23 protein-coding genes and 1 pseudogene are annotated in these 25685 nt (G+C 70.4%); 17 read left to right on the top strand and 7 right to left on the bottom strand.

Annotated features, from left to right (window positions below):
• Positions 1–73: 73 nt before the first annotated feature.
• The 8 genes from rplS to ACZ4FV_RS17080 all read left to right on the top strand — a co-directional run bounded on the left by rplS (position 74) and on the right by ACZ4FV_RS17080 (position 7344).
• Complete coding sequence (rplS, locus tag ACZ4FV_RS17115; protein WP_395872682.1) at positions 74–433, top strand: 50S ribosomal protein L19; 360 nt, start codon at positions 74–76, stop codon at positions 431–433.
• 65 nt (positions 434–498) lie between these two features.
• The gene (gene lepB, locus ACZ4FV_RS17110) at positions 499–1569 is read left to right on the top strand and encodes a signal peptidase I (RefSeq protein ID WP_465322853.1); all 1071 of its coding nucleotides are present in this window, start codon (positions 499–501) and stop codon (positions 1567–1569) included.
• Positions 1562–2710, top strand: a complete 1149-nt coding sequence (gene lepB, locus ACZ4FV_RS17105) for a signal peptidase I (RefSeq protein WP_465322852.1) — start codon at positions 1562–1564, stop codon at positions 2708–2710. Before lepB (ACZ4FV_RS17110) ends, lepB (ACZ4FV_RS17105) begins: the two co-directional genes overlap by 8 nt.
• A 140-nt stretch (positions 2711–2850) precedes the next feature.
• Positions 2851–3873 (top strand): signal peptidase I, encoded by a 1023-nt coding sequence (lepB, locus tag ACZ4FV_RS17100; RefSeq protein ID WP_395872688.1) that lies wholly within the window; start codon positions 2851–2853, stop codon positions 3871–3873.
• 85 nt (positions 3874–3958) lie between these two features.
• Complete coding sequence (locus tag ACZ4FV_RS17095; protein WP_395872690.1) at positions 3959–4528, top strand: NUDIX hydrolase; 570 nt, start codon at positions 3959–3961, stop codon at positions 4526–4528.
• 139 nt (positions 4529–4667) lie between these two features.
• Positions 4668–4994: a DUF2469 domain-containing protein gene (locus tag ACZ4FV_RS17090; RefSeq protein ID WP_395872691.1), complete on the top strand. Its 327-nt coding sequence runs from the start codon at positions 4668–4670 to the stop codon at positions 4992–4994.
• A gap of 45 nt (positions 4995–5039) precedes the next feature.
• The gene (locus tag ACZ4FV_RS17085) at positions 5040–5615 is read left to right on the top strand and encodes a YraN family protein (RefSeq protein WP_465322851.1); all 576 of its coding nucleotides are present in this window, start codon (positions 5040–5042) and stop codon (positions 5613–5615) included.
• 139 nt (positions 5616–5754) lie between these two features.
• Positions 5755–7344 (top strand): recombinase family protein, encoded by a 1590-nt coding sequence (locus tag ACZ4FV_RS17080; protein ID WP_465322850.1) that lies wholly within the window; start codon positions 5755–5757, stop codon positions 7342–7344.
• 163 nt (positions 7345–7507) lie between these two features.
• On the opposite strand, the gene ACZ4FV_RS17075 is transcribed toward ACZ4FV_RS17080, so the two are convergent.
• The 4 genes from ACZ4FV_RS17075 to ACZ4FV_RS17060 form a co-directional block, all read right to left on the bottom strand.
• Positions 7508–8959 carry a replication initiator gene (locus ACZ4FV_RS17075; protein ID WP_465322849.1) on the bottom strand — a complete coding sequence of 484 codons (1452 nt, stop codon included), beginning with the start codon at positions 8957–8959 and terminating at the stop codon, positions 7508–7510.
• A gap of 249 nt (positions 8960–9208) precedes the next feature.
• Positions 9209–9400, bottom strand: a complete 192-nt coding sequence (locus tag ACZ4FV_RS17070) for a hypothetical protein (RefSeq protein WP_465322848.1) — start codon at positions 9398–9400, stop codon at positions 9209–9211.
• Positions 9397–10707: an FtsK/SpoIIIE domain-containing protein gene (locus ACZ4FV_RS17065; protein ID WP_465322847.1), complete on the bottom strand. Its 1311-nt coding sequence runs from the start codon at positions 10705–10707 to the stop codon at positions 9397–9399. Before ACZ4FV_RS17065 ends, ACZ4FV_RS17070 begins: the two co-directional genes overlap by 4 nt.
• Positions 10707–11084, bottom strand: coding sequence for an SCO3933 family regulatory protein (locus tag ACZ4FV_RS17060; protein ID WP_465322846.1), 378 nt, complete (start codon positions 11082–11084; stop codon positions 10707–10709). Before ACZ4FV_RS17060 ends, ACZ4FV_RS17065 begins: the two co-directional genes overlap by 1 nt.
• 190 nt (positions 11085–11274) lie before the next feature.
• Here ACZ4FV_RS17060 and ACZ4FV_RS17055 point away from each other — a divergent pair, with 190 nt between their 5' ends.
• Complete coding sequence (locus ACZ4FV_RS17055; protein ID WP_465322845.1) at positions 11275–12054, top strand: GntR family transcriptional regulator; 780 nt, start codon at positions 11275–11277, stop codon at positions 12052–12054.
• A gap of 12 nt (positions 12055–12066) precedes the next feature.
• Here ACZ4FV_RS17055 and ACZ4FV_RS17050 read toward each other — a convergent pair whose 3' ends face one another.
• The 3 genes from ACZ4FV_RS17050 to ACZ4FV_RS17040 form a co-directional block, all read right to left on the bottom strand.
• Positions 12067–12897, bottom strand: coding sequence for a hypothetical protein (locus ACZ4FV_RS17050; protein WP_465322844.1), 831 nt, complete (start codon positions 12895–12897; stop codon positions 12067–12069).
• An 875-nt stretch (positions 12898–13772) separates the two neighbouring features.
• Positions 13773–14078, bottom strand: a complete 306-nt coding sequence (locus tag ACZ4FV_RS17045; protein WP_465322843.1) for a hypothetical protein — start codon at positions 14076–14078, stop codon at positions 13773–13775.
• A 390-nt stretch (positions 14079–14468) separates the two neighbouring features.
• On the bottom strand, positions 14469–15128 hold the full coding sequence (locus ACZ4FV_RS17040) for an ATP-binding protein (RefSeq protein WP_465322842.1): 660 nt from the start codon (positions 15126–15128) through the stop codon (positions 14469–14471).
• A gap of 71 nt (positions 15129–15199) precedes the next feature.
• Here ACZ4FV_RS17040 and ACZ4FV_RS17035 point away from each other — a divergent pair.
• The 8 genes and pseudogenes from ACZ4FV_RS17035 to ACZ4FV_RS17000 all read left to right on the top strand — a co-directional run.
• Positions 15200–15424 (top strand): annotated as a pseudogene (locus ACZ4FV_RS17035) (helix-turn-helix domain-containing protein); the annotation flags it as partial.
• A gap of 660 nt (positions 15425–16084) precedes the next feature.
• A complete protein-coding gene (locus ACZ4FV_RS17030; protein ID WP_465322866.1) occupies positions 16085–16243 on the top strand; it encodes a hypothetical protein in 159 nt (52 codons plus the stop codon).
• 404 nt (positions 16244–16647) lie between these two features.
• Positions 16648–18207: a YifB family Mg chelatase-like AAA ATPase gene (locus tag ACZ4FV_RS17025; protein ID WP_465322864.1), complete on the top strand. Its 1560-nt coding sequence runs from the start codon at positions 16648–16650 to the stop codon at positions 18205–18207.
• On the top strand, positions 18204–19442 hold the full coding sequence (dprA, locus tag ACZ4FV_RS17020; protein ID WP_465322841.1) for a DNA-processing protein DprA: 1239 nt from the start codon (positions 18204–18206) through the stop codon (positions 19440–19442). The genes ACZ4FV_RS17025 and dprA overlap by 4 nt, the downstream gene beginning before the upstream one ends.
• 733 nt (positions 19443–20175) lie before the next feature.
• Positions 20176–21024: an RNA polymerase sigma factor WhiG gene (whiG, locus tag ACZ4FV_RS17015; RefSeq protein WP_395872698.1), complete on the top strand. Its 849-nt coding sequence runs from the start codon at positions 20176–20178 to the stop codon at positions 21022–21024.
• 114 nt (positions 21025–21138) lie between these two features.
• On the top strand, positions 21139–22398 hold the full coding sequence (locus ACZ4FV_RS17010; RefSeq protein WP_402230815.1) for a deoxyguanosinetriphosphate triphosphohydrolase: 1260 nt from the start codon (positions 21139–21141) through the stop codon (positions 22396–22398).
• A 52-nt stretch (positions 22399–22450) separates the two neighbouring features.
• On the top strand, positions 22451–24385 hold the full coding sequence (gene dnaG / locus ACZ4FV_RS17005; RefSeq protein ID WP_395872702.1) for a DNA primase: 1935 nt from the start codon (positions 22451–22453) through the stop codon (positions 24383–24385).
• Positions 24386–24522: 137 nt separating this feature from the next.
• Positions 24523–25677, top strand: coding sequence for an RNA polymerase sigma factor (locus ACZ4FV_RS17000; protein WP_395872704.1), 1155 nt, complete (start codon positions 24523–24525; stop codon positions 25675–25677).
• The last annotated feature ends 8 nt before the right edge of the window (positions 25678–25685 follow it).

Here is a 25685-nt window from a genome sequence, read left to right as displayed (position 1 = left end):
GGAGCGGCGACCCCACACCTGTGACCACGAAACCCGTGGGTGACCTGTGGCACCCACGAGAAAGCGACGCGAGATGAACAAGCTCGACCACATCGATGCCGCATCCCTGCGGGACGACGTCCCGGACTTCCGTCCCGGTGACACCCTCAAGGTGCACGTGCGAGTCATCGAAGGCAACAAGTCCCGCGTCCAGGTCTTCCAGGGCTTCGTGCTGCGTCGCCAGGGTGACGGCATCCGCGAGACCTTCACGGTCCGCAAGGTCAGCTACGGCGTCGGCGTGGAGCGCACCTTCCCGGTGCACACCCCGGTGATCGAGAAGATCGAGCTGGTCACCCGCGGCGCGGTCCGTCGCGCGAAGCTGTACTACATGCGCGACCTGCGCGGCAAGGCCGCGAAGATCAAGGAGAAGCGCACGGACCGTCCGAGCCGCTGACCCGTACGTTCCACCCGGGGTGCCTCGACCGTGTCGAGACGACCCGGACGCTAGGCTCGTTCGTGATGGACGACGCAGAGCAGAGCAAAGGCCGTGCCTCCACGGCGGAGGAATCCGCCGGTACCTCGTCCACCGAGGTCGTGGAGGCGCGGCCTTCGCGTGTCTCGGATCGGGCACGGAGCGCGGACGGCGACGGGAGCGGGCCCGAAGGGGCGGTCGCCACGGTCGCGGAGGCGGTCAACTCCCCGCATCCGGCGAAGGATTCGCCCGCGGAGCCGACTCGGGTGCCGGCCGCGGACCCGGAGCCCGCGGCGGCCGCCGACCTCGGCGCGGATCCGGTCGCGGAAGCCGACTCCGACGCCGATCCGGCGGTGCAGCGGGACGAGTCCGCCGATGCCGATGCCGATGCCGACGCCGATGCCGACTCGGAGGACGAGGACGAGGAGGCGCCGCCCGCGCCGGGCCGGCGACGGATGCCCGCGTGGGTCGAACTGCCGCTGCTGGTCGCGGTCGCGATGGTGGTGGTGCTCGCGGTGAACTCGTGGGTGGCCCAGCCGTTCGTGATCCCCAGCGGTTCGATGGAGAACACCCTTCAGGTCGGCGACCGGGTCCTGGTCAACAAGCTGGCCTACGAGTTCGGCGACATCCGGCGCGGCGACATGATCGTCTTCGACGGGCGCGGCTCGTTCACTCCCGAGGACACCGACAAGCCCAACCCGGTGACCGGCGCGCTGCGCAAGCTCGGCGGGGTGTTCGGCTTCACGAACCCGGACGACAACGACTTCGTGAAGCGGGTGATCGGGATCGGCGGCGACGTGGTCAAGTGTTGCGACGCGCAGGGTCGGATCACCGTCAACGGGGTGCCGCTGGACGAGGGCGACTACCTGCATCCGGGCGACAAGCCCTCGGACTTCCCCTTCGAAGCCGAGGTGCCCAAGGGCAAGCTGTGGGTCATGGGCGACCACCGCAGCAACTCGGCCGACTCGCGCGATCACCTCGGCGAGCCCGGCGGCGGCATGGTGCCCGAGAGCCGGGTGATCGGGCGCGCGCAGTGGATCATCTGGCCGTTCGGCCGGATCCAGGGCACGGACCGGCCGAAGACGTTCGAGCGGTCGGACTTCGACCGTCGTGGGTAAGCGCGGCAAACCCAAGGGCGGCGCCCGCGCCGCCGGCCCCTCCGGGCCGAGCGCGGGCCGGGACGTCACCGGCGCCGCCGTCCCGCCCCTGGGGTCGGCCGGCGCGGTGGTGCTCGGCGAGGCCGAACCGGCACCCGTGGCACCCGCGAGGCCCCCGGCACCCGCGGCACCGTCGGTGGAGACGGGCAGGCCCAAGCGCCGCCGCCGCGGCAGGCGTTCGCGGCGCAAGGACAAGGTGGTGCCGCTGTGGCGCGAGTTGCCGATGCTGGCGGTGATCGCGCTCGCGCTCGCGCTGCTCATCAAGACGTTCCTCGTGCAGGCGTTCTACATCCCGTCCGGTTCGATGGAGCACACCATCAACGTCGGCGACCGGGTGCTGGTGGACAAGTTCTCGCCGTGGTTCGGGTGGACTCCCGAACGCGGCGAGGTGGTGGTCTTCCGGGACCCGGGCGGGTGGTTGGGCAAGAAGAACTCGGACGATCCGCCGCCGGGACTCAAGCAGGTCAAGCAGGGCCTCGTGTTCGTGGGGATGCTCCCCTCGGACGACGAACAGGACCTGATCAAGCGGGTGATCGGGGTCGGCGGCGACACGGTTGCCTGCTGTGACCCCTCCGGTCGGATCACCGTCAACGGCGTCCCGCTGGACGAGCCCTACCTGTACAAGGGCAACGCACCCTCCGAGAAGAGGTTCAGCGTGACCGTGCCCAAGGGTCGGTTGTGGGTGATGGGCGACCATCGCGGTGATTCCGCCGACTCGCGGGCACATATGGACCGGCCCTATCAGGGCACGATCCCGGAGGGTGATGTGGTCGGTCGGGCATTCGTGGTGGCCTGGCCGTTCGGTCGGGCGCATCGACTGCCCGTTCCGGAGACGTTCGGGAACAAAGCCCTGTCGGTTGCGATTCTCCCGCCCACCCCGGTCGTTATGGGAATGGTGGGTGCGGTTCCGCTGGTCCTGCTACGCCGACGTGTACGCTCGCGCCGGCGCATGCCGGACCCTTGGGGTCGACATCGACCCGGCGACGTGCGCGGCACGGGTCGGAAATCATCAAGACAGAGCTGTGGGCAGCCGGTGGACAGCCCCGACCGGGTGCCGTCCGGCCTGCACGGGTACGAGGAGGCGCCGTGGGGGAAGTCGTGATCGGAGCGCGATCCGCTGGTGGAGACGACGATCGTGGGCGGGAGCCGCACGAGCGGCATCCGACCGACGCGCCGCACGATCCCGGAGCGCCACCGACCCAACCAACGAGCGGGGACGGGCCCACGCAGTCGCCCGATCTGGTGAAACGACCAGCAAACGGCGCCGCCCCCGACGCGGCGCCGATCTTCCCGCCGGCGGGCCCGACCCCCACCCCCGGCGGCGGCCCGGGCGACGGTTCGCCGCCCGACACGGACGGTCCCGGCGGGCCCGGCGGCTCCGGTGGATCGGACGAGCCGCAGGATTCCGGCGACGGCGAGGGTGCCTCGGACTCGGGCGAGCGGCGGAAGAAGAAGGGGTCGTTCTGGCGGGAACTGCCGCTGCTGCTGCTGATCGCCATCGTGTTGGCGCTGCTCATCAAGACCTTCCTGGTCCAGGCGTTCTCGATTCCCTCGGAGTCGATGGAGAACACCATCAAGGTCGGCGACCGGGTGCTGGTGAACAAGTTCTCGCCGTGGTTCGGCGCGGAGCCCGAGCGCGGTCAGGTCGTGGTCTTCCACGACCCGGGCAATTGGCTCCAGGAGGCCCCGAAGCAGTCCGACAACGCGGTGGTGCGCGGACTGCAGAAGGGCATGTCCTGGGTCGGCCTGATGCCGTCCGCGGACGAGAAGGACCTGATCAAGCGGGTGATTGGAGTCGGCGGCGACCGCGTGCAGTGTTGTGACGCGCAGGGCCGCCTGATGGTCAACGGCAAACCCTTGGACGAGAGCTCGTACCTCAAGAAGGGCGTGGCCCCGTCGACGAAGGTGTTCGACGTGACCGTGCCCAAGGGCCGGATCTGGCTGATGGGCGACAACCGCGACAACTCCTCCGACTCGCGCTATCACATGGACCAGCCGGGCAACGGGACGGTCGACAAGGACCAGGTGATCGGGCGCGCGTTCACCGTGGTGTGGCCGCTGAACCGGATCCACGGACTCGGGGTGCCGGGCACGTTCGATCAGCCCGGTCTCGGGCTCGACGTGATCGGCGGTACGCCGATGGCGGCCGGGCTGATCGGGGCCGTGCCGCTGGTGTTGTGGCGGCGGCACCGTCGGGCCGGGGCGGACGACGCGTCGGACGCGCGGGTGAGCACGCGCGATCCCTCGGGAGCGCCGCCCACCTGAGCGTGGGCCCTCGCGCACGGCCGGGTCGCTCGGGAATCCTTCTCCCGGGCGACCCGGCCGTACGCGTTCGGGGCACAATCCGTGGATGACGACTCAACCCGTGTCATGGCCCGGAGATGTGCCCGAGCCGGTTCCGGACTACCCCGCCGACCTGGCTCCCGACCTGGAACGCCGCGCCGTGCGTGTGGTGCTGCTCGACCCCGACGATCGGGTGCTGCTCTTTCGCACCCACGTCCCCGAATCCGATCCGCAGCACTGGTACGACCTGCCGGGCGGCGGCCTGGACCCCGGCGAGAGCTACGTGGACGCGGCCGTCCGGGAGATCCTGGAGGAGACCGGCCTGCGGATCGCGCCCGCGGATGTGGGCCCGCCCACCTGGCGGCGGAGTGTGACCTGGGTGCGACCGGGGCATCGGCGGGTGCAGCACGAGTTCGTGGTGCTGGTGCGGATCGCCGAGCGTACGCCGAAGGTCTGCGAGGATCGGTCGCTCTGGACGGCCGACGAATTGGCCGAGTACCAGGAGGCGGTGTGGTGGACGCCGGCCGAGATCGCGGCGGCTCCGGCACGGTTTTATCCGGGACGCCTGCCCGAGTTGTTGCCCGCCTTCCTGGCCGGCGAATTGATCGACGAGCCGTTCGAGCGCTGGAACGGCTGAGCCGCGCCGGGCGGCCGGGATCTGCGGATCCGGGCCGAACGGCTGCTCCCGGACGGTTGTGCCATGGTGCGCCGGTGGCCACGTGGGTCGCCGGTACACAATGGGAGACGTCAGCGAAGCGCAGGAGCGAGGGGCGCGCATGAGTGCGGAAGATCTCGAAAAGTACGAGACCGAGATGGAGCTGCAGCTCTACCGCGAGTACCGCGACGTCGTGGGTCTCTTCAAGTACGTCATCGAGACGGAAAGGCGCTTCTACCTCACCAACCAGTACGAACTGCACGTGAGGTCGGCCGACGGGGAGGTCTTCTTCGAGTTGTCCATGGCGGACGCGTGGGTGTGGGACATGTATCGACCTGCGCGATTCGTGAAGAATGTCCGCGTCCTTACCTTCAAGGACGTCAACGTCGAGGAACTGACCAAGAGCGAGTTCGAGATGCCCGCGGGCAACGAAGGGTTCGGCAACTGAGCGAACCCGCACACCCGCGAGGGCGGCGTCCACAGCGGCCGAGTTGTGCACAGGCGGACGCGGAACGACTCTCGACCACCTCCGGTTCCGGCACCGTCGGGGCCGGAGGTGGTCGTTGTGCGGACCGATGCGGCCGGCGGCGAGGACCGGGGCGAACAGCCCCGGGGTGCGGGACACCCGGACGCCGGGACCCCGAGTGCGGGAGATCCGGGCGCGGATGGCCGGGGCGCGCGGAGCCGGGGTGCGCCGGGCCGGCAGTCGCGGAACACCGCCGTGGGGCGGTACGGCGAACGGGTCGCCGCCCGGTTTCTGGCCGAGGCCGGGATGGCCGTCCTGGACCGGAACTGGCGCTGTCGTGACGGCGAGATCGACATCGTCGCGCGGGACGGGCCCACGCTCGTGGTGTGCGAGGTCAAGACCCGGCGCGCGGGCGGCTTCGAGCATCCCTTGGAGGCGGTCGGCGCGGTCAAGGCGCGGCGACTGCGGGTGCTCGCGGAGCGCTGGCTGCTCGCCCATCCGCTCGGCGGCCCGCCGGGGCGCGAGGTGCGCATCGACCTGGTCGCGGTGGTCCCGGCCGAGCGCGGGGCGGCCCTGGTCGAGCACATCCGAGGGGTGGGCTGAGCATGGGCTTCGCACGCACACGCTCGGTCACCCTGCTCGGTGTGGACGGCGTGGTGGTGGAGGTTCAGGCCGACCTGGAGCCGGGGGTGACCACCTTCACGCTGGTGGGTCTCTCCGTTCGTGAACATACGCTACTCCCATGGACAGCATGGGAATGGCACGCAGAAGACCACGCCGGGCAGCCGGGTATGTTCGCATCTCCCACGACCCTTTGGGCTTAGAACGAGGGGTAGGACGGCAGCGGGAAGACGTCTACGATCTGGCCGCACGTTGCGGTTGGACTGTGACCAAGATCTACGAGGAAAACGACACGAGCGCCTACCGCAGGCGGAGGGTTCGCCTCCCCGGGGGGCGCAGCGTTTGGCGCGTGATCCGCCCGGAGTTCCGACAGATGCTTGCCGACTACGAGGACGGCGAGATCGACGGGATCATCGTCTACGACCTTGACCGACTCGTTCGGCAACCGCGCGATCTCGAAGACTTGATCGATCTGGTTGATCACTTCAGGCGACCCGTGATCGGTGTCACTGGGGCATTGGACCTCATGACCGAGAACGGCAAAGCCATGGCCCGCGTGGTCGTGGCCATGGCAAACAAGTCCAGCGCTGAAACGGGCCGACGGGTTGCGCGTGACTGGCTCCAGAAGGCCCAGGACGGCCGTAGCCGCCCCGGAACCCGTCCTTTCGGGTGGAAGGACGACGGGCGGACCCTGGAGCCCGCAGAAGCGGATCTACTCCGATCGGCCGCAGAGCGATTCATCGCCGGAGACGCGATGTCCGCCATCGTGCGCTCTGTGAGCGCTTCGGACGTCCCGACAGTCCGAGGCGGACCATGGCGACTCAAGGCGCTCAAGGCAATGATCTTGAGTCCCCGCATTGCAGGCATCGCTGTCTACGGCGGGTTGATGCGCCCCTCACCGGACGATGAGGACGAGGCACGCGAACCCAGCGAAAACGCGGACGTCGTGGACCCGCGAGCGTTGGCGCTTAAGGATGCAGACGGCAACTACTTGCGGGGACGGTGGGAGCCAATCCTCACGGTAGAGCAGTGGGAGTCCGTCATCGCGGAGTTCGAGCGCCGGCGCGAGGGCCACGACTTCACTGGGGATAAGACCCGGAAACACCTTGCCTCGGGTCTTCTCCGCTGTGGTCGCCCCAGGGATGACGGCACACTCTGTAACACGTCCATGGTGGGGACCAGGGCCGCCGCCCCCTCAGCCAAGTTGGTGAAGATCTACCGGTGTCCCACCCGGGTCCACGGGGGATGCGGCGGTAGCCAACGGAACATGGCCAAGCTTGACAAGCTTCTCGAAGATCTGCTCTTCGCACACCTCACGGCAAACGCCCCGGACGATGCTGCCGTGCTTCCGTCGATGGACGTGACCGATCCGAGCGCCATCGAACTTGAGGACGTGCGCTCCCGCCTGAAGGACATGCGCGATGGCATGCGGGACGGCACGGTGACCAGAGATTCCTTTTTTGCCGTGGTGCCAGGGCTGGAGACGCGCGAAAGGAAATTGTTGGCAAAGGTCAGCAAGAACCGCCATGCCATAACCATGCGCGCACAGCAGAGACGACCCGTCGAAGATGTCCGGGACGAGTGGGAACGAGCGGGTACGGACGGTAAGCGAGCGCTGCTGGGCCAGTATCTGCGGGCGGTCATCGTTCATCCATCCCAGACCCGAGGCCCGGTGTTTGATCACAACGCCATCGAACCCGTCTGGCGATAGAACCCTTAGCGCTACTGCTCCAGTGACCCACCTCCGAGGATCACGTGTGTTCTGCGCCACTGCTCAGGAGTGATCTTCGGTGCCCGTCGAACGTGGTGGTCTAACCACTCCTGCCGCGTCATTCCCCGGGGCGTCGAGCTGGCCGATGGTTTGCGCGGGGAGGTCATCGTGACCTCCCCGCAGCACGCTCTTCACGGACGAGCGCCCTTTGCCACATCAGGTCTTCCGCGATCCCTGCTGCGATCTCGGCCTCTCCAGGGGTGTGGCCGTGCGCGGCGAAGCGCCATGTGGCGAGCGTGAATGCCCCCAGATCCTCGGGGACCGCGTTGCCGTCGGAACGTTGGTGATCGGCGCGTGCCGCCCGCAGGGCTCCGTAGGTAGTCGAGTAGGCCATCGACTTCGTCAGGCAGTGGCCCCGGAAGGCGATCGTGTGAGCCCAGGGGCGCATGCGCAGGTGCGCGAGTTCCGGCAGTCCGCCCAGATCCCAACAGGTCCGCAGGAGAGCCCTCACGTGGTTCGTGACGGGTAGCAGGTCGATGGTCGAGCGGTGGGTGATCCGGGTGTCGGTGCCGCCGCCGGCCACGGTGGATTTCGTGACGTACTTGGCGAGGTAACCGGCGATCGCGTCGTCGGTCAGCTCACGTCCGTCGTTGAACGCCCGCAGCGGTCGCACGTCGAGTTGTCGGCCCCAGCGCAGGACGTAGGAGCCGAGTGCTTCGGACTCCGGGGCAGACACCCGTACCCCGGCGGCAGCTTCGGGGACGAGCGCGACCAGGACGTCATCCGTGGCCCAGGCCGGCGGAGGCGAGTCGGGACCGTCGGGGCCGTCTAAGCGCACGACCGCGTGCAGGTGAACCGAGCCGCGTGCTTGGTACTCGGCCACCTTGGCGAAGGAAACCGTGAGGTGTTCGCGCAGGCGCGATCGGGAGATGCCCGCCGCCGAGGCCAAGCGCCGCCGCACAGCGTGAGTGAAGCCGTCCCACAGTGGCCCGACGTGTGCGTTCCACAGCACGTGGTGCGGGTAGTCGTAACACGCCCGGCACAGCGGCTGCCCCACGACACTCTCATCGTGCTTGTGCACGAGAGGGCAGCCGCGGTGCCTCCCATGCTCACAGAGGCTGCCGGCGCGTCTGGGTCGGCAGGGCCCGTCCGTGGTCCCACGGTGAACCGCGCCGAAGCCGGGGGCAGTCAGGGTGACGAACAGGCGTGGATGGTCGCGCACCACGGCGGGCACGTTCTTGCCGCCGACCAGGCCCGCGCGGACGAGGTGGAAGGTGTCGCCCTGGTGTTCGTAGGAGCAGGGTGCGCAGCGCGAGGCCCGGCGGTTGCGACAGCGCACGGCCAGGCGTCCGCCGGGTTCGTCTTCGGTGGAGTAGGCGTGGACCACCGCCCCGGAGGCGTCACGGGTGACGGTGGACCCGCTCAGGTAGATCGGGTGTTCACAGCCGCCGGTTGCGCGGATCTGTTCGACCCAGCGCCCGAATCCGGGCAAGTTGGCTATGCGGATCAGGTCCTGATCGACGGGTGAGAGTGTGAACAGCCGTGCCCGATCCGCTTGTCGGGCGCGGCTGTTCGTGCGTTCGGTGGTGTCGGTGGGTGTGGTGGTGCGCGGCAAGGGTGGTGCCTCCTGGCAGCCGAGGGGGTGTGGTGCGTGGGAGGCGCCGTGCGGCGCGGAGGTGTGGTCACGGTGATGCGGCCTCTCGGGTCGTGCGGGTGGGTCGGATGGGTCAGCGGATGGTGCCCTTGCCGCGACAGCAGCGGCACTTGCGGCGCCGTCCGGTGCGGGTACGGGTGTTGCGGTCGCCGTGGCAGATCGGGCAGCGGACGGGGTGCATGGTCAAAAGGGATTCTCCAAGGCGGTCGGTCAGAAGAGCGCGAAGACGAGGGAGGCCACCAGGCCGGAAATCGCCGGGGCCAGCGCGGACTGTGCGATGTAGAACCCGAAGAGACCGGTGATCACGACTTGCCACACGCGCAGTTCGCCGGCGCGGACGAGCATGAAGACGATCAGGCCGAAGACGAAGACCAGCGGGAACGTGCTCGAAGCGCTGTTCACCGTGCCCCCTCACCGCAGCCGGCCAGGGCCGCCGTCAGCGCGGGCATGTCGGGGGTCGTCCCCGCGTGGTCGGCGGAGGTGCGCGCCGCGTCTTTGGGGGTCACCAGGACCGACCGGGCCCGCATCCAGTCGCCGCCGATGCCCGTGAGGATGGCGACCCCCGGTTCGTCGGGGGAGATGGCTTGCGCGGCATCGACCGCTTCGGGAGACAGATCTCCGAGGGCCATTTCCGCCGTCCCGGGGTCGGACACCCGATGGCAGACGCGCCCGGCGAGTTGCGCCCGCAGCGCTGTTGCCCCGGGCCCCAGGTCCGAGCCGACGCGCTGCCCGGCAACGACCAGGTGCACGGCCAGGGCCGCGCCGAGTTGCGCGAGCCGTACCAGCGCCGTGGCCGCCCGCGCCGCGTCGTCCTTTTCCGCACGCGACGCGGCGAGGAACAGTTCCGCCACCTCATCCACCACGACGACGATCGGCACGGGCCGCTTGCCGTCCGGCAGTTCCCACACGGAGCGCACCCGGGCAAACCGGCACACGGTCATGCGCAGGTGTGTCTCTTCCACCAGGGCATCGAGGAGCGCACCGGCCTCCCGGCGGGATGTGGCCAGCGCCGACAGGCGCGGACCGAACAGGCCGAGTTCCATGCCGCCCTTGAGGTCGATGCCGACCAGGGCGACGGGTTGCGGTGCGAGCCGGGTCACCAGCGCGGCGAGAAGGGTGGACTTGCCCGTGCGCGTGGCCCCGACGATCAGCCAGTGCGGTAGGGCCCGGAAGTCGATCACCCACGGAACGCCGTCCTCCCGCTGGCCGACCCGGGCACACATCAGGGGGTCGGCTGCGCCCGGCTTGTCCGGGGCGGAAACCTCCCCCAGGGGATCGGTCGTCAGTGCGGACAGCCGCACACGGCCCCGTACGGGGGAGGTCACCCGCACCGCGTGGACGCGCCAGGCGTGCGCCAGGGAGTCCGCCGCAGCCGCGTAGGCGTCCGGGGTCTGGCCGGCGTGCATGCGCACCGCGACTTCCAGGCCGCCCGGTCGCGGGCGGGGGATGCCGATCCTGGGCGGGACCGGCCGCAGCGGCTGTCCGCGCACGATCAGATCTCCCAGCAGCACGCGGGAGGGACGACGCGTGATGGTCAGGCCCCGTTCGATCGTGAGCGGACGCCACGAGCGCAGCACTCGAACGGCAGTCGGCAGGAACCCGACCGCGTACCACCAGCCGACCGGGAAACGCCGCCGCAGCAGCGTGGCCGCGACGAGCAGCCCCACCACCGCAACGAGCAGGACCCATGCGAGTAACTGACGCATCATCAGGCGTCACCCGCCTTGTCCTTGCCGCGCAGAGCGGACACCAGCGGGCCGCCGGCGTCGGCAGCCGCAGGGGTGATCGAGTCGGCCCGGAACGAGGTGCCGTGCCGGCCGTTCTGCTCCCAGGTGAAGGCGACCAGGCCGACGGTGGCCACGCGTACGCCTTCCGTGATGCCGACGGGTTCACCGGACACCGCGATCTCGATCACGGACGCCCGACGCGTGCCCTGTTGCCGCACGGATACGCCGACCGTCCACACGGTCACCCCGTCACGGTCCGTCTTGAGTTCCCCGGTGTCCCGGGATACGAGCTTGGGTTCCGGCGCGACGACGCACAGCAGCGTCCCGAGCCGGGTGACGTCCACAGGTATGGACTGCATTTGGTGTGGCCTCCAGCCACTCGCGGACGTCCGTCTGTTGTCGGACGTCACTTGTCATGACAAGTGTCAGCCAGGAAGCGCTGTGATGCAAGTGACTTGTCATGACAGGTGACATCAGCACGGGTGACGCCATACAGTCGGAAGCGAGACGAACCCGTACACGGTGAACAGCAGCCACCGAGGAGACCCCATGGATTTGGTCCGACCCGACGCGCTATACCGGCAGTTGGCCACCGCGATCCGAGGGGACATCCAGGCCGGCGAGTACCCGCCGGGGACACTGCTGCCGTCCGAGAGCGCCCTGTCCGAGCGCTACGGGGTATCCCGCCCCACCGTGCGCCAGGCACTGGCCGCACTGCGAACCGAGGGACTCGTGATCGTGCGGCGCGGCAAGGGCTCGTACGTGCGCGACACCGCAACAGGACCCACGGTCACCCTGGACCGGGCCATCGTCCGCAGCACCGGCCACTACGCCGACCCTCACGACGAGTGGTCGCAGGTCGAGGAACCCACCGCCTACCGCACCACCACCGACGCCACCACCGGGCCATTGCTCGGCATGGACGAGGGCGAAGCCGCTTTCGGGTGCGACCGACTGATGACCCACCGACCCTCCAGCACCCGCGCACAGGTCCGCACCCTGATTCCGTTTCGGACCGCCGACAGCACCGGGCTGGGCAACGACTGCACCCGCCCGCAGGCCGAGCTGTACGCCGCCCTCGAAGCCGCCGGCCACCGCCTCACGTGGCACGAGAGCGTCACCGCTCGGATGCCCACCCCGGACGAGACCAGCGCGCTGCAACTACCGGAAGGCACACCCGTACTGATCATCCGCCGTATCACCGGCGGGAATTCGGGACCACTCCTATTGGAGGAAACGCGGACCGGGGCCGAAGCTGCGCGGGCCGACTACGTGATCACCCCACAGGGCCGACCCGCAGGCCGCAAACCCCGCGCCGCCAAGGACTGACGTATTTCGGCATCAGTAATCGACGTGACGGTATGACGCCGGACAATCGTCACTGCGGAGTCCCAGGCCGGACCATTGCAACGTCAGGATATCTACGGGCTTTCCGTCCCCAGGGATGGAAAGCCCGTAGTTTCCTGCTTCCAGGGATTCCCCATAGGCCGTCCAGACGACGGGTCGGCCGTAGAATTGCTCGTCGCCCCACGTGCTTGCCCAGCTCATACAGGATTTCTCCGGGGGTGTGAACGTCCATTTCTCCACCGTGCCGCACTGGGCAATTCTGGTGCCACTCGGGAGGATCCATACCGGGCCCTGATCATCGGGTGACAGTTCCGCAGTCACGGCCGACTTCGTACCCCCTTCCTTCGTATCCCGTACGCGCCACAGGCGCGATTTCTGGGCCGCCGCACCGCTCGCACCCCAATAGCCGTCCGGCGCCGCACGGTCGTTGAGCAAGTCGACGAGGGCCCCGCAGGCAGCATCGACGCCGGGCGCCGTCGCCAGGGTCGTTCCCGACGCGGGCAAGGGGTCGGGGTTCACTTTCTCCGCCCAAACGGCCGACGAATTTATCGCCTTCCATTTCCCCGCACCGCCGCTCTGGCGAAAGACGACATACATCGTCGCCACTCTCTCCTGTACACCCACAATCCGTTGACTGGACAAGAAATACCGGTTCGCCCCGACGGGGGTCTCTCCGGCATTGAATATGCGAACGTCGCTCACGGATGCAGGATGGTAAAAGAGGGTCGGGCTCTTCTGCCCGTACTGCTTTATCCGCGCTATGCGGTTCGTATCCGTTGCGAGCGGCGTACCGTCCTCCAGGTCCCGGACGAGAGAGATATCCATCCCGTCAAAAGCAGCCTTTTTCGCTGCCCAATACTCTAATACCGCCGTACGCGCATCGGTTTCCGATATCGCGGGTACCAGCGGGAGGGGCCTCGACACAGGGGCCGATGGTCTTGGTACGGCCGGGCGGGACGAAGGGGCTTGGGCAGAGCCCGGGTTATCTACCCCCGAGCAGGAAACGGCTGCCATTCCGAACAAGATCACCATTGCGCAAGTTCTCCGGATCATGAACGGGAGCCTAGGCATGGTGTCAACCAGGAATACCAGGGACGAAGATCATTACCGGCCGACGGGTCGAGCCACCACCCGAGGCACGCCCGCAACCATGGTTCACGCAGATCCGTCGCGGCACACCTGATCGCACCATCCCGGGGGTGTGTCCGAGACTTTCTCTACTTACTCAAGCCCGGCGCGTTCCGCGCCGGGGGCGGGCCCGCCCGGGGCGCCCGCCCCGGGCGTGCGGCGTGGCCGCCGGTCCCGGGTCGACACCCCGGCCGGCCCCGCCCGGGGCAAGGACCCGTGAGGGGCCCGGCACAGCGGCTGCCCCCGGACACCACCATCCGGCGAAAGCGCGATGTGGGCAGCCGCGGTGCCTCCCTCTCCCTCGGAAGGCACCGACGCGTCCAGGACCACAAGCCCGCACCGTGGGGGCCGGCGTCCGCAGTCTTGAGCCACCTCCCAGCACGGGGACCCCGCGTCGGGCAAGGCCGGGGGCCCTCAGTGGGGAATTCGGGTGGGGAGCGGTGCTCCCCACTGTGCCGGCCAGCGTACGGGCCCCCGACCATGCCCGACCCCCGCACAGGCAGGACACCGGCCCAACACTGCGACCACCACCCGCGCGCACCAGGCCGACACGCAGCCCCCGCCGAAGACCCTTACGCCGCGCGCCCGGACACCCGCCGCAGCGCACCGGACACCACCCGGGCCCCGGCCACCGACAGCCGGACATCCACCGTCGCCGAGCCGTCCGCCAACGACACCGCGACCGCCCGAGCATCCTCCGACGAGAACCCGTGCGCCTCGAACACGTCGTTGAGCAGGTTCGCCGAAGCAGCAGCGGCACGCCAGGCCGTCAGGTAGTCCACCCCCGGCGACCACAACGACGCCCCGGGGTCCCAGTCGCCCAAGCCCCCGCCGCCGGCCGGGTGACCCGCCTCCCCCGCGCTCATATCCGGATTCACCGTGACTCCTCCCTCAACCCCAGCCCAGAACAAGGTCCCTGACGGACCGTCACGCCAGCACGCAGCGCGACGACCCCGGTACCATCGGCACCGGGGTTCGTCAGGGCCCCAACCGGACCACCCCTTTCCCTCCAAGGCACGGGGTGGTCCGGACTGAGCTATGCGGTTGTCCGGGTGGCGCCTTGCACTCGATCTGCAAGACGCCACCCGGGGGATCGGAGCGGCGCGCGGCGCTGCCGGTCCGCGCGCCGCCTCCTGCCGTCACGGGAGAGGAGACGCTGTCGACACGCCTTCCCTACAGCAGGAACCCACGGAGGCGGACAAGAGAAGGAGTCTCCTCCGAGGGAGTTCGAAGGGGGCCGCAGGAACGGAGCGAGCGGCCCCGCCGACTCAGGGGCTGTCAGCAGGATTTCCGGTCATCGTGAACGGCCTTGCCAGCCCACGAGGTGCCAGGTCGAAGCGGCACCACACCGTCTTTCCCCCCATGCCCAGCGGCCCCCACGACAGCAGGTCCGAAACGGCTTCGACTATCCGCAGGCCGCGCAGCGAGCCACCCATCAGATGCGGTTCCGACAAATACGGTTGTAATACCCGTCGATCGGGCATCACGGGCGGACGCGGATCCGCATCCCGGATCTCGATCGCCACCGCGCGCATGGGCCAGAACGACAAGCGCATCGTGAACGTGCGCCCCAACCAGCCCTGTTGGTCCGGCATGAACGCGTGCACCACGGCGTTCGTCGCCAACTCGGATGCGCAGAGTATGGCCTCATCGGTCAGTTCGAGAAGATTCCAGTCCGCCATGGCCGCCCAGGTCAACGCCCGAGCCCGCTTCACTTCCGCCGGATGCGACTCCCAAGTGCGTTCCCGGATCCACACGGGATCCCATCCTGGACCGCTCAGCACGGCTCCGAGCCAGCGTTCCCCGGGACTTAACCGGCCATCCGCTTCCGACCAGCCGGGAACAGTCCGTTCCCGGTCGCGTTCATCCGGCTGAACCCGCGTGATCACGTGCCGCAGGCCCGCCCGCCCAATCTGCGTTCTGCCCATGCGTTGAGGGTTGCGGTTGGACTGCCCGGATCCCATACACAGGCTGTATACAACCGCCGTATGGTCGTCCCATGAGACAGCAGGGACCATGGGCAGACGGCCGCTTGCGCGCCGCATGGGCCGCACGCGATTGGGCCGTCATCTTCCGCCGGTACCGAAGCCTTGCCGGAGTCTCGCAAGAGAGGCTTGGGGTCCTTATCGGCATGCCCCAGTCGCACGTATCCACGATCGAGCGGGGCAGACGGCACGTTACATCCGTTGACGTCATCAGTCGCATTTCGGAGGGGTTAGCCGTGCCGAGCGAGTTGACAGGGTTACCCGAACCGGGGGATTCCCTGGAGTGGAGCCCCAACGCTGAGCTAAGCGACCGCATTTCACATGCCCAGCGCACAAGCCGTCTTGACACTGCCTCGGCCGACTGGATAGCGCATGTGCTTGCTGAGCAGCGCCGAACCGAGGATCAGGTAGGCGGCACCGACCTCTGGGTTGTAGTCCGGTCGCAACTGAACACCGTCACTCAGCTTCTACCCGATGCCTCCCGGGACGTCGCCGATAGGCTGTTGGTCCTCTGCGCAGAACATGCGCATTGGCTGTCCTGGGTTGCACAGCAGGAGGGCCGCAAGGGCCCTGCACTTCAGTGGCTGAACCTGGCACACGGATGGGCCATTGACGCAGGATCAGCCGACATGACGTCTTGGGTAGCCCGCGTTCGGGCTCTCTACACTCTCCAGCACGGCGACCCGCACCGAGCATTGAGAATCGCAGAGGTAGCGCAACGGGGCTCAGGCCCTCTGTCTCCGGCCGCCGAAGCCATCGCAGCGCACGCGGGCGCTCTTGCATCCGCCGCACTCGGCGATCGGGACGCGTCCCGGAGACTGTCCGAGCACGCCTACGGGTTGGCCCTTCGCGCTCCGGACGCCGAGGAACGCCCAGGGTGGCTCTACTGGCTTGACCCGTTGCGGGCAAAGCTACTGGTGGGCGACGCCGCATACGCCGCGCGCGACTGGTCCACAGCCGTGGGAGCACTTCAGGAAGGCGTCGCCGAACTATCCGACTTCCCCCGTGACCAGGCGTACTACTCGCAACGATTGGACGACGCCCGGCGCCGCCTCTGAGGTCACCCCCCGACCTCTACAACATCGTGAATGGCGATGTCGACCATGGGCCCACCGTCGTACAGAGGCTCAGCGTCAGCCGGGAGAGACACCAGAGTTCGAAGGGCGTTCTGCATCTGGCCGATGCTGGGCCCGTAGCCCGGTTCGGTGTCGAACGCCAGTCGGGCCGTATGCCGTGTCGGGTAGTCAACCGTCGTGCTGTAAGTGATGTCCCAGTCGCCCATCGGTCACTCACCCCTACCCATCGCGCGCCAAATCCGCCGTCCGCGCCATCGTAGCGACCCGCACCCCCAGGCCCCGGAGAGCTAGCACCGGGCCAACACCGGTTCAGGTCTCGGCCCAGGCTTACCTAGGTTGATTCGTTGCTGGGTCCCGATCTTGGCCACGTTGATGGCTGGACACCTATATATGCGGTCGCTCGTCATCTGAGTAGTAACACACTTCTAAGAACAGGTTGCGGCCTGCCCGACAAGACCCTGGTGGAGTCGAAGGAGCGGGTCCGCGCCGCGCTCGTCAACAGCGGTGAGGAGTGGCCGCAGCGGCGGCTCACGGTGGGCCTGTCGCCCGCGACCGTGCCCAAGACCGGCTCCGGGTTCGACCTGCCGATCGCGGCCGCCGTGCTGGCCGCGGCGGGCGTGCTCGACCCCCGCGCGATCGAGGACCTGGTGATGGTCGGCGAACTGGGCCTGGACGGGCGCCTGCGGCCGGTGCGCGGGGTGCTGCCGGCGGTGATGGCCGCCGCCGCGGCCGGCTGCGGGCGGGTCGTGGTGCCCGCCGTGGTGGCCTGCGAGGCCGAATTGGTGCCCGGGATCACCGTGTGCGGGGTGACCTCGCTGCGGCACCTGCTCGCGCTGCTGCGGGGCGAGCCGGTGCCGGTCGAGGAGCGGGCGGTGGCCGACATCGGCCTTGGCCCGGACCCGTTGGCCGTGGTCGGCACCCTGGCCGCCGGTCCCGCGCCGGCCGGTGCGCAGCCGGCCGACCTGGCCGACGTCGCCGGACAGGGCCGGGCCCGCCGGGCCCTGGAGGTGTGCGCGGCGGGCGGACACCACCTGTTCCTGCTCGGCAGCCCGGGAGCGGGCAAGACGATGCTGGCCGAACGGCTGCCCGGGATCCTGCCCGCGCTGGATGGTCCGGCCTCGCTCGAGGTCAGCGCGGTGCACTCGATCGCCGGCACCCTGCGCCCGGACCTGCCGCTGGTGACCGTGCCGCCGTTCTGCGCGCCGCACCACAGCGCCACGATGCCCGCCATCGTGGGCGGCGGCAACGGCCTGCCGCGCCCGGGCGCGGTGTCCCTGGCCCATCGCGGCGTGCTCTTTCTGGACGAGAGCCCGGAGTTCAGCGGGCGGGTGTTGGACGCGCTGCGCCAGCCGCTGGAGTCCGGCACGGTCACCGTGGCGCGCAGCGGCGGGATGTTGTGCTTCCCGGCGCGGTTCCTGCTGGTGATGGCCGCCAACCCGTGCCCGTGCGGGCGGTTCTCCGGGCGCGGCCTGGACTGCACGTGCTCGGTGCTGATGCGGCACAAGTATCTGTCCCGGCTGTCCGGGCCGCTGATGGACCGGATCGACGTACGGGTGACCGTGGACGCGGTCTCCCGGGCCGAGCTGTTCGCGCCGGAGGGGACGGGGGAGCGGTCCGAGGTGGTGGCCGCGCGGGTGCTCGCGGCCCGGGAGCGGGCCGCGTGGCGGCTGGCCGGGACCGGGTGGGCGGTCAACGCCGAGGTGCCCGGACGCGAGCTGCGCACCCGCTGGAGCATCGAGCCGGACGCGCTGGACCGGGCCGCCCGGGACATGGAGCGCGGCCTGCTCACCGCCCGGGGCCTGGATCGGGTCCTGCGGGTCGCCTGGACCGTCGCCGACCTGCGCGGGCACGAGCGGCCGGGCCGGGACGACGTGGACGCGGCGCTGGAGCTGCGGACCGGGATCGTCCGGGGCGACTCGGCCGGCGACGACGGGCCCGCCCGGTGACCGGGCCGGACCCGCTGCCGTGGGGCGACGCGGACCCGGCGGTCCGGGCGGCCCGAGCCGAGGCAGCCCGGGCAGCCCAGGCGGTCTCGGCGGTCCCGGTCGGCGCGGACGCGGCGGACGGCGAGGACGAGCGGGTGGCCCGGGCCGCGCTGACCCGCCTGGTGGAGCCGGGTGACGCGGCGTTCGGCCGCGCGGTGCGCGTGCACGGCGCCGCACGGCTGCTGCGCGACCTGTGCGGGCCCGGACCGCTGCCGGTGGAGCTGGCCCGGCGGGATCCGGCGGGCTACCGGGTCCGGCTGGGCGGCCACGACCCGCGGGCGGACCTGGCCCGGATCGCCGGGCTCGGCGGCGCCTTCGTGGCTCCGGGCGATCCGGGCTGGCCCAGCCAGCTCGACGACCTCGGGGACGCCCGGCCGCTGGGCCTGTGGGTCCGCGGCGCGGCACCGCTGCGGCTCGCCGCGCTGCGCTCGGTGGCGGTCGTGGGCGCGCGGGCGTGCACCGACTACGGCGCGCACGTGGCCGCGACCCTGGCCGCCGACCTGGCCGAGGCGGGCTGGACGGTGATCTCCGGCGGCGCCTACGGCGTGGACGCCGCCGCGCACCGGGGCGCGCTGGTGGTGGCCGGGCGTACCGTCGCGGTGCTCGCGTGCGGGATCGACGTGAACTATCCGCGCGGCCACGAGCGGCTGCTCGCGCGGATCGCCGAGGAGGGCACGCTGGTCACCGAGCTGCCGCCGGGCGCGCATCCGACCCGGTACCGCTTCGTCGAGCGCAACCGGGTGATCGCCGCGCTGACCAGGGGCACCGTGGTGGTCGAGGCGGCGCTGCGCAGCGGTGCGCTGATCAGCGCGCGTCGGGCGGCGCGGCTGGGGCGCCGGGTGATGGGCGTGCCGGGGCCGATCGGCTCGCCGAGTTCGGCCGGGGTGCACGCGCTGCTGCGCGAGCCGGGATCGGTGCTGGTGACCCGGGCGGCCGAGGTGATCGAGGAGGTGGGGCTGATCGGCGACGACCTCGCACCGGTGTTGGCCGGTCCGACCCGGCCGGGGGACGACCTGGCGCCCGAGACGCGTCGGATCCTGGAGAGCGTGCCGATCCACGACACGCTGTCCACGGCGCTGATCGCCCGCGAGGCCGGCGTCGCGCCCGCCGCCACCCGCCGCCACCTCGACGTCCTGGCGGGCCGGGAACTGGTCGATCGCACCTCGAAGGGGTGGCGTCGCCGTGGCGGTGCTTGACCTGGGGCGGCAGTGATCATCACCGTGAGGGGAGGCCCAATCGAGGAGGTGCCATACCCCGTGACCGACGAGAGCGCGGCCGAGGAGAGCGGCCCCGACCGGATCGCCCCGCCGCCGGTCGGACCCGCCCGAAGGACGGAGCGTGATCCGGCCCACCGGCTCGCCCGCCGGCCGCGCGCCCGGCACGCCGCCACAACCGGCCGGCTCGAACGCGCGTACCCGACCGGTACCGGCCCGACGTGCGACGACACGCCCGTACCGGCCCACGACCTCGCGGATTCGCCGGCCCCCGGACAGCGCCGCGGCGCGGCGGGTGCGCCCGTCCGGGCCGGCGCGTTCGGCGCCGGCCCCGGGTGCGCCATGGCGCACCCGCCCGGCACACGCGGGCGGGCACGCGCGCTGCCCCGGGACCGGCGCCTCGCGCGCGCCCTCGGGCGGTGGATCACCGCCGGTGGGCGGCGGCACGCGGGCTCGATCGCGGGGCCCGCCGCCCGGCGGATCGCCCCCGGGCCGCGTGCGCCCCGCCCGAAGCCGCGAAGGCGCCGGGCAGCCGCTCCCGCGACCCCGCCCGAGACCGCGCACCACGATCCGCGCGACCTCGGCCGCACCGCCGTGAGCCGGCCGATCGGGGCAGGACCCGATCTTCGTAGCGCTCGGCACTCGCCAGGTCACGCTACGCTCGCGAATACCCAGATTTGCACGCACGTCTCCGTGGAACGACACAAGGCCACGCATGCCCAAGCAAACCCCAGGGCGTAAGAGCGCCACCGCGGCCGGCTCCCAGGACGGACCGGCCGTCACCGTCGAGGACGGTGGCGCTTCCAACCGCGCGCTCGAGAACCTCTGGAGCGACTTCAAGCGCTCGGGGGATCCCACCCTGCGGGAACGCCTCATCCTGAATTACTCGCCGCTCGTGAAGTACGTCGCCGGGCGGGTCGGCGTCGGACTTCCGGCCAACGTGGACCAGGCCGACTTCGTCTCGTACGGGATGTTCGGCCTGATCGACGCGATCGAGAAGTTCGACCTCGACCGCGCGATCAAGTTCGAGACCTACGCGATCAGCCGCATCCGAGGCGCGATCATCGACGAACTGCGCGCGCTGGACTGGATTCCCCGGTCCGTGCGGCAGAAGGCCCGCGCGGTCGAACTGGCCTACGCGGGCCTGGAGGCCAAGCTCAACCGCACGCCCTCGGAGGTCGAGGTCGCCCGCGAGATGGGCATCGCGCTGGAGGACCTGCACGCGATCTTCAGCCAGCTCTCGCTGATCAACGTGATGGCCCTGGACGAACTCCTGCACACCGGCCAGGACGGCGGCGACCGGCTCAGCCTGGTGGACACGCTGGAGGACACCACCGCCGACGACCCGGTCGAGGTGGCCGAGAGCCGCGAGATGCGGCACCTGCTCGCCCGGGCGGTCAACGCGCTGCCGGAACGGGAGAAGACCGTGGTGACGCTCTACTACTTCGAGGGCCTGACCCTGTCCCAGATCGGCCAGGTGCTCGGGGTCACCGAGAGCCGCACCTGCCAGATCCACACCAAGGCGGTGCTGCAACTGCGCGGCAAGTTGTCCGACGCGCGATGAAGGTTTCGCGCGTTGTTCGCGGTCCGGCCGTCGTCGGATGTCGGTGCGATTCCTTAATGTGGACAAGTGGACAGCAAATCGGCACGCACGGCGGCATCTCGAGCGGGACGACCGGTGACCGCGGATCGATCGATCCGCGGTCACTACGAACCCGAGGACCTGGCCCGATGGGTCCCCGAGCCCAACAAGCGGCCCGGGCGCACCGCGTTCGAACGCGATCGGGCCCGGGTGCTGCACTCGGCCGCGCTGCGCCGGCTCGCGGGCAAGACCCAGGTGGTGGTCCCCGGCGAGACCGCCGCCGCGGGCCAGGACAGCCCGCGGACCCGGCTGACGCACTCGCTCGAATGCGCCCAGATCGGCCGTGAGCTGGGCCAGGCGCTGGGCTGCGATCCCGACCTGGTGGAGACCGCGTGCCTGGCGCACGACCTGGGCCACCCGCCGTTCGGGCACAACGGCGAGCGCGCCCTGGACGAGGCGGCCAAGAGTTGCGGCGGCTTCGAGGGCAACGCGCAGAGCCTGCGCCTGCTCACCCGGCTCGAACCCAAGACGTTCGGCCCCGACGGCCGCAGCGTGGGTCTGAACCTGACCCGCGCTGGACTGGACGCGGTGCTCAAGTACCCGTGGCCGCGCCGCTCGGACACCCACTCCTACGGCGCCTACGACGACGACCGCGCCGTGTTTGACTGGGTACGCGGGGACGCCGACCCGAGCCGCCGCTGCCTGGAGGCCCAGGTGATGGACTGGTCGGACGACGTCGCCTACTCGGTGCACGACCTCGAGGACGCGGTCCAGTCGCATCGACTGGACCTGGTCCGGCTGCGCGACCCGGGCGAGCGGCGCGAGTTGCTCGACCTCACCGTGCGCCGCTACCGCCCCGACTGCGAGGCCGACGAACTCGGCGAGGCGCTGGACCGGCTGCTCGCGCTCGACTTCTGGCCGGCGGGCTACGACGGCTCGCGCCGAGCCCAGGCCCGGCTCAAGAACGCCACCAGCGGCCTGATCGGCCGCTTCTGCCTGGCCGCCGAGCACGCCACGCGCGAGTTGTACGGCACCGAGCCGGTCACCCGCTACGCCGCCGACCTGATCGTCCCGCGCGCGATCCGGCTCGAATGCGCGGTGCTCAAGGCGGTCACCGCGCGCTACGTGATGGCCCGCGAGGGTGCCGAGCGGCTGCGCGAACGACAGCGCGCGGTGCTCACCGAACTGGTCGAACTGCTGTCCGCCGACGCGCCGGAGAGCCTGGACGCGTCGCTGCGCGAGGACTGGGTCGAGGCCGCAGACGACGCGGCCCGGCTGCGCGTGGTGATCGACCAGGTGGCCTCGCTCACCGACCGCGCCGCGATCACCCTGCACGCGGCGCTGAGCGCGCGGTGACCGCGCCGGTCGCCGCCCACGCCCGTCCGGTCGACCCGTAGACTCGACGATCGTGGCCGGCCGTATCCGTGAGGAAGACGTCAGGCGGGTCCGCGAGACGGCACGCATCGCGGAGATCGCCGAACAACACCTGCAACTCCGCAACGCGGGCGGAGGAAACTTCAAGGGGCTGTGCCCCTTCCACGACGAGAAGTCCCCGTCCTTCCAGGTCAGCCCGGCGAAGAACCTCTGGTACTGCTTCGGCTGCGGCGAGGGCGGCGACGTGCTCGACTTCGTCATGCGCCTGGACCACACCACGTTCTCGGAGACCGTGGAGCGACTCGCGCAGCAGTACGGCATCGAGCTTCGCTACGAGGAGGGGGGCTACACCCCCGGCCGTCAGCAGGGTCGGCGCACCCGCCTGGTCGAGGCACACAAGATCGCCGCGCGCTGGTTCGCCGACCAACTCGCCGGCCCCGAGGCGGAGACCGCCCGCCGCTTCCTCGCCGACCGCGGCTTCGAACAGGACGCCGCCGAACACTTCTCGCTCGGGTACGCGCCCAAGGGCTGGGAGAACCTGGTGCGATTCCTGCGCGGCAAGGGCTTCACCCCGCAGGAGATGCTGGAGGGTGGCCTGGCCAGCGAGGGTCGCAACGGTCCGATGGACCGCTTCCGGGGCCGGCTGATCTGGCCGATCCGCGACATCACCGGCGACGTGATCGGCTTCGGAGCGCGCAAGCTCTACGACGACGACAACGGTCCCAAATACCTGAACACCCCCGAGACGCCGATCTACAAGAAGTCCCAGGTGCTCTACGGACTCGACCTGGCCAAGAAGGAGATCGCCAAGTCCGGCCGGGCGGTCATCGTCGAGGGCTACACCGACGTGATGGCCTGCCACCTCGCCGGCGCCGGAACCGCGATCGCCACATGCGGCACGTCCTTCGGCGACGAGCACATCAAGGTGCTGCGCCGGCTGCTGATGGACTCCGGCGAGTTCCGCGGCGAGGTGATCTTCACCTTCGACGGCGACGCGGCGGGCCAAAAGGCCGCGCTGCGCGCGTTCGAGGAGGACCAGAAGTTCGTCACCCGCACCTTCGTCGCGGTCGAGCCGGGCGGTCTGGATCCGTGCGACCTGCGCCTGGAGAAGGGCGACGAGGCCGTGCTCGGCCTGATCGACGCGCGCGTCCCACTCTTCGAGTTCGCCATCAAGAGCCGGATCGAGGGCCACGACCTGTCCACCGCCGAGGGCCGGGTGGCCGCGCTGGACGCCGCCGCGCCGGTCATCGCGGGCATCAAGGACCAGGCCCTGCGGCACACCTACGCGGTCCGGCTCGACTCGATGCTCGGCTTCCTGGACGAGCGGTTCGTGGTCGGCCGGGTCGCCCAGATCAACCGGTGGCAGCGCGAGCGCGCCGCGCGCGGCGAACGCGGCACGGGCCCGGGCCAGGCGCCCCCGCAGTCCGGCCGACCGGCCCAGACCCCGCAACGACCCGCCGGCTTCCGGCCGGACCCGCGAGACATGTGTCAGGCCGTGCAGCGCGAGGTGCTCAAGCTCGCGCTACAGGCTCCCGAGCTGGTGGCCCCGGCGTTCGACCACTACGAGGCCGACGAGTTCACCGCCCCGTCGTACGCGGCCGTCCGGGCCGCGATCGCGGCCGCCGGCGGCGTCTCCTGCGACCTCGCGCCGACCCCGAACTGGGTCGCCGAGGTGCGCGCCGCCGCACCCGACGACACCATCCGGCACATGGTCACCGAGTTGGCGGTGGAGAGCCTGCACCGCACCGCCGAACCGGACCGCGCCTACGCCGACGGCAACCTGGTCCGACTGCGGGTGTTCTCCGCCGAACGCCGGATCGCGGACGCCAAGTCCCGCCTGCTGCGCATCGATCCGGTCCGCGACGCCGACGCGTACGCGCTGGTCTGGCAGGAACTGACCACGCTGGAGACGTACAAGCGCGCGCTGGTCGACCGAGGCGCCGAGGCGCTGTACGCCCCCGGCGGCTGATTCGCCCGCCCGCCGGCCCGAAACCGCCCCGGCGGGGCCGGCACGCCACGTCGATCGCCGCGATCGCCCGTGCGCCGGGCGAGATTTCCGCGCCTGGCTCTCGGCTACAGGCCCCCTCGTACAGCAGACTGGGGAAGGTGCATCGGCACACCAGACGGGGGAAAACGCCCGGCGGCGACCCCGCCCACACGGATCGGACGGATGAGCCTGAACCGGGCCCGGCCACCGTCCTCACCCAGCACGCCACCCCAGGAACCGCGCCACCCGTGCCGGACGCGGCACCCGCACCGACCGCGGCCGCCGTGTCGCACACGGCCGAGCAGACCGCGGGAGCGGACACCGACGCCGAGTCGGACGACACTCCGCGGCCGGCCGAGTCCGGCGGCTCGTCCGCCGACCTGCTGCGCCAGTACCTGCGCGAGATCGGCCGAGTGCCGTTGCTGAGCGCCGCGGACGAGGTCGATCTGGCACGCCGGGTCGAGGCCGGCCTGTTCGCCGAGGAACGCCTGCTCGACGACCCGCCCGCCGACCCCGCCGCCCGCGACGCGCTGGCCACCCTGGTCCGCGACGGCGAGCGGGCCAAACGCCGCCTGATCGAGGCCAACCTGCGCCTGGTGGTCTCCATCGCCAAACGCTATGTCGGCCGCGGCCTGGGCCTGCTCGACCTGGTCCAGGAGGGCAACCTGGGCCTGATCCGGGCGGTGGAGAAGTTCGACTACACCCGCGGCTACAAGTTCTCCACCTACGCGACCTGGTGGATTCGCCAGGCGATGAGCCGGGCGCTGGCCGACCAGGCCCGGACCATCCGGGTCCCGGTGCACGTGGTCGAGTTGATCAACCGGGTCATCCGGGTGCAGCGCCGGCTGTTGCAGGAGCGCGGCGAGGAGCCCACCGCGGAGGACGTCGGCGAGGTCCTCGACCTGACCGCCGAGCGGGTCACCGAGATCCTGCGGCTGGCCCAGGAGCCGGTGTCGTTGCACACACCCGTCGGCGAGGACGAGGTGCTCCTGGGCGACATCGTCGAGGACACCGACGCGACCTCCCCGGCCGAGGCCGCGGCATACCTGATGCTGCGCGAGCACCTGGAGGCGCTGCTGTCCACCCTGGGCGACCGGGAACGCCAGGTGGTGCAACTGCGCTACGGGCTCGCCGACGGCGAACCGCACACCCTGGAGGAGATCGGCCGGGTCTTCGGGGTGACCCGTGAGCGAATACGCCAGATCGAGTCGCGCACACTGTCCCGACTTCGCGAACGGTCGTACTCGGAGCAACTGCGAGGCTATCTCGACTGATCCCTACT

This window comes from Embleya sp. NPDC025285 (assembly GCF_055558835.1).
This window is presented reverse-complemented; position numbering and strand designations above follow the sequence as displayed.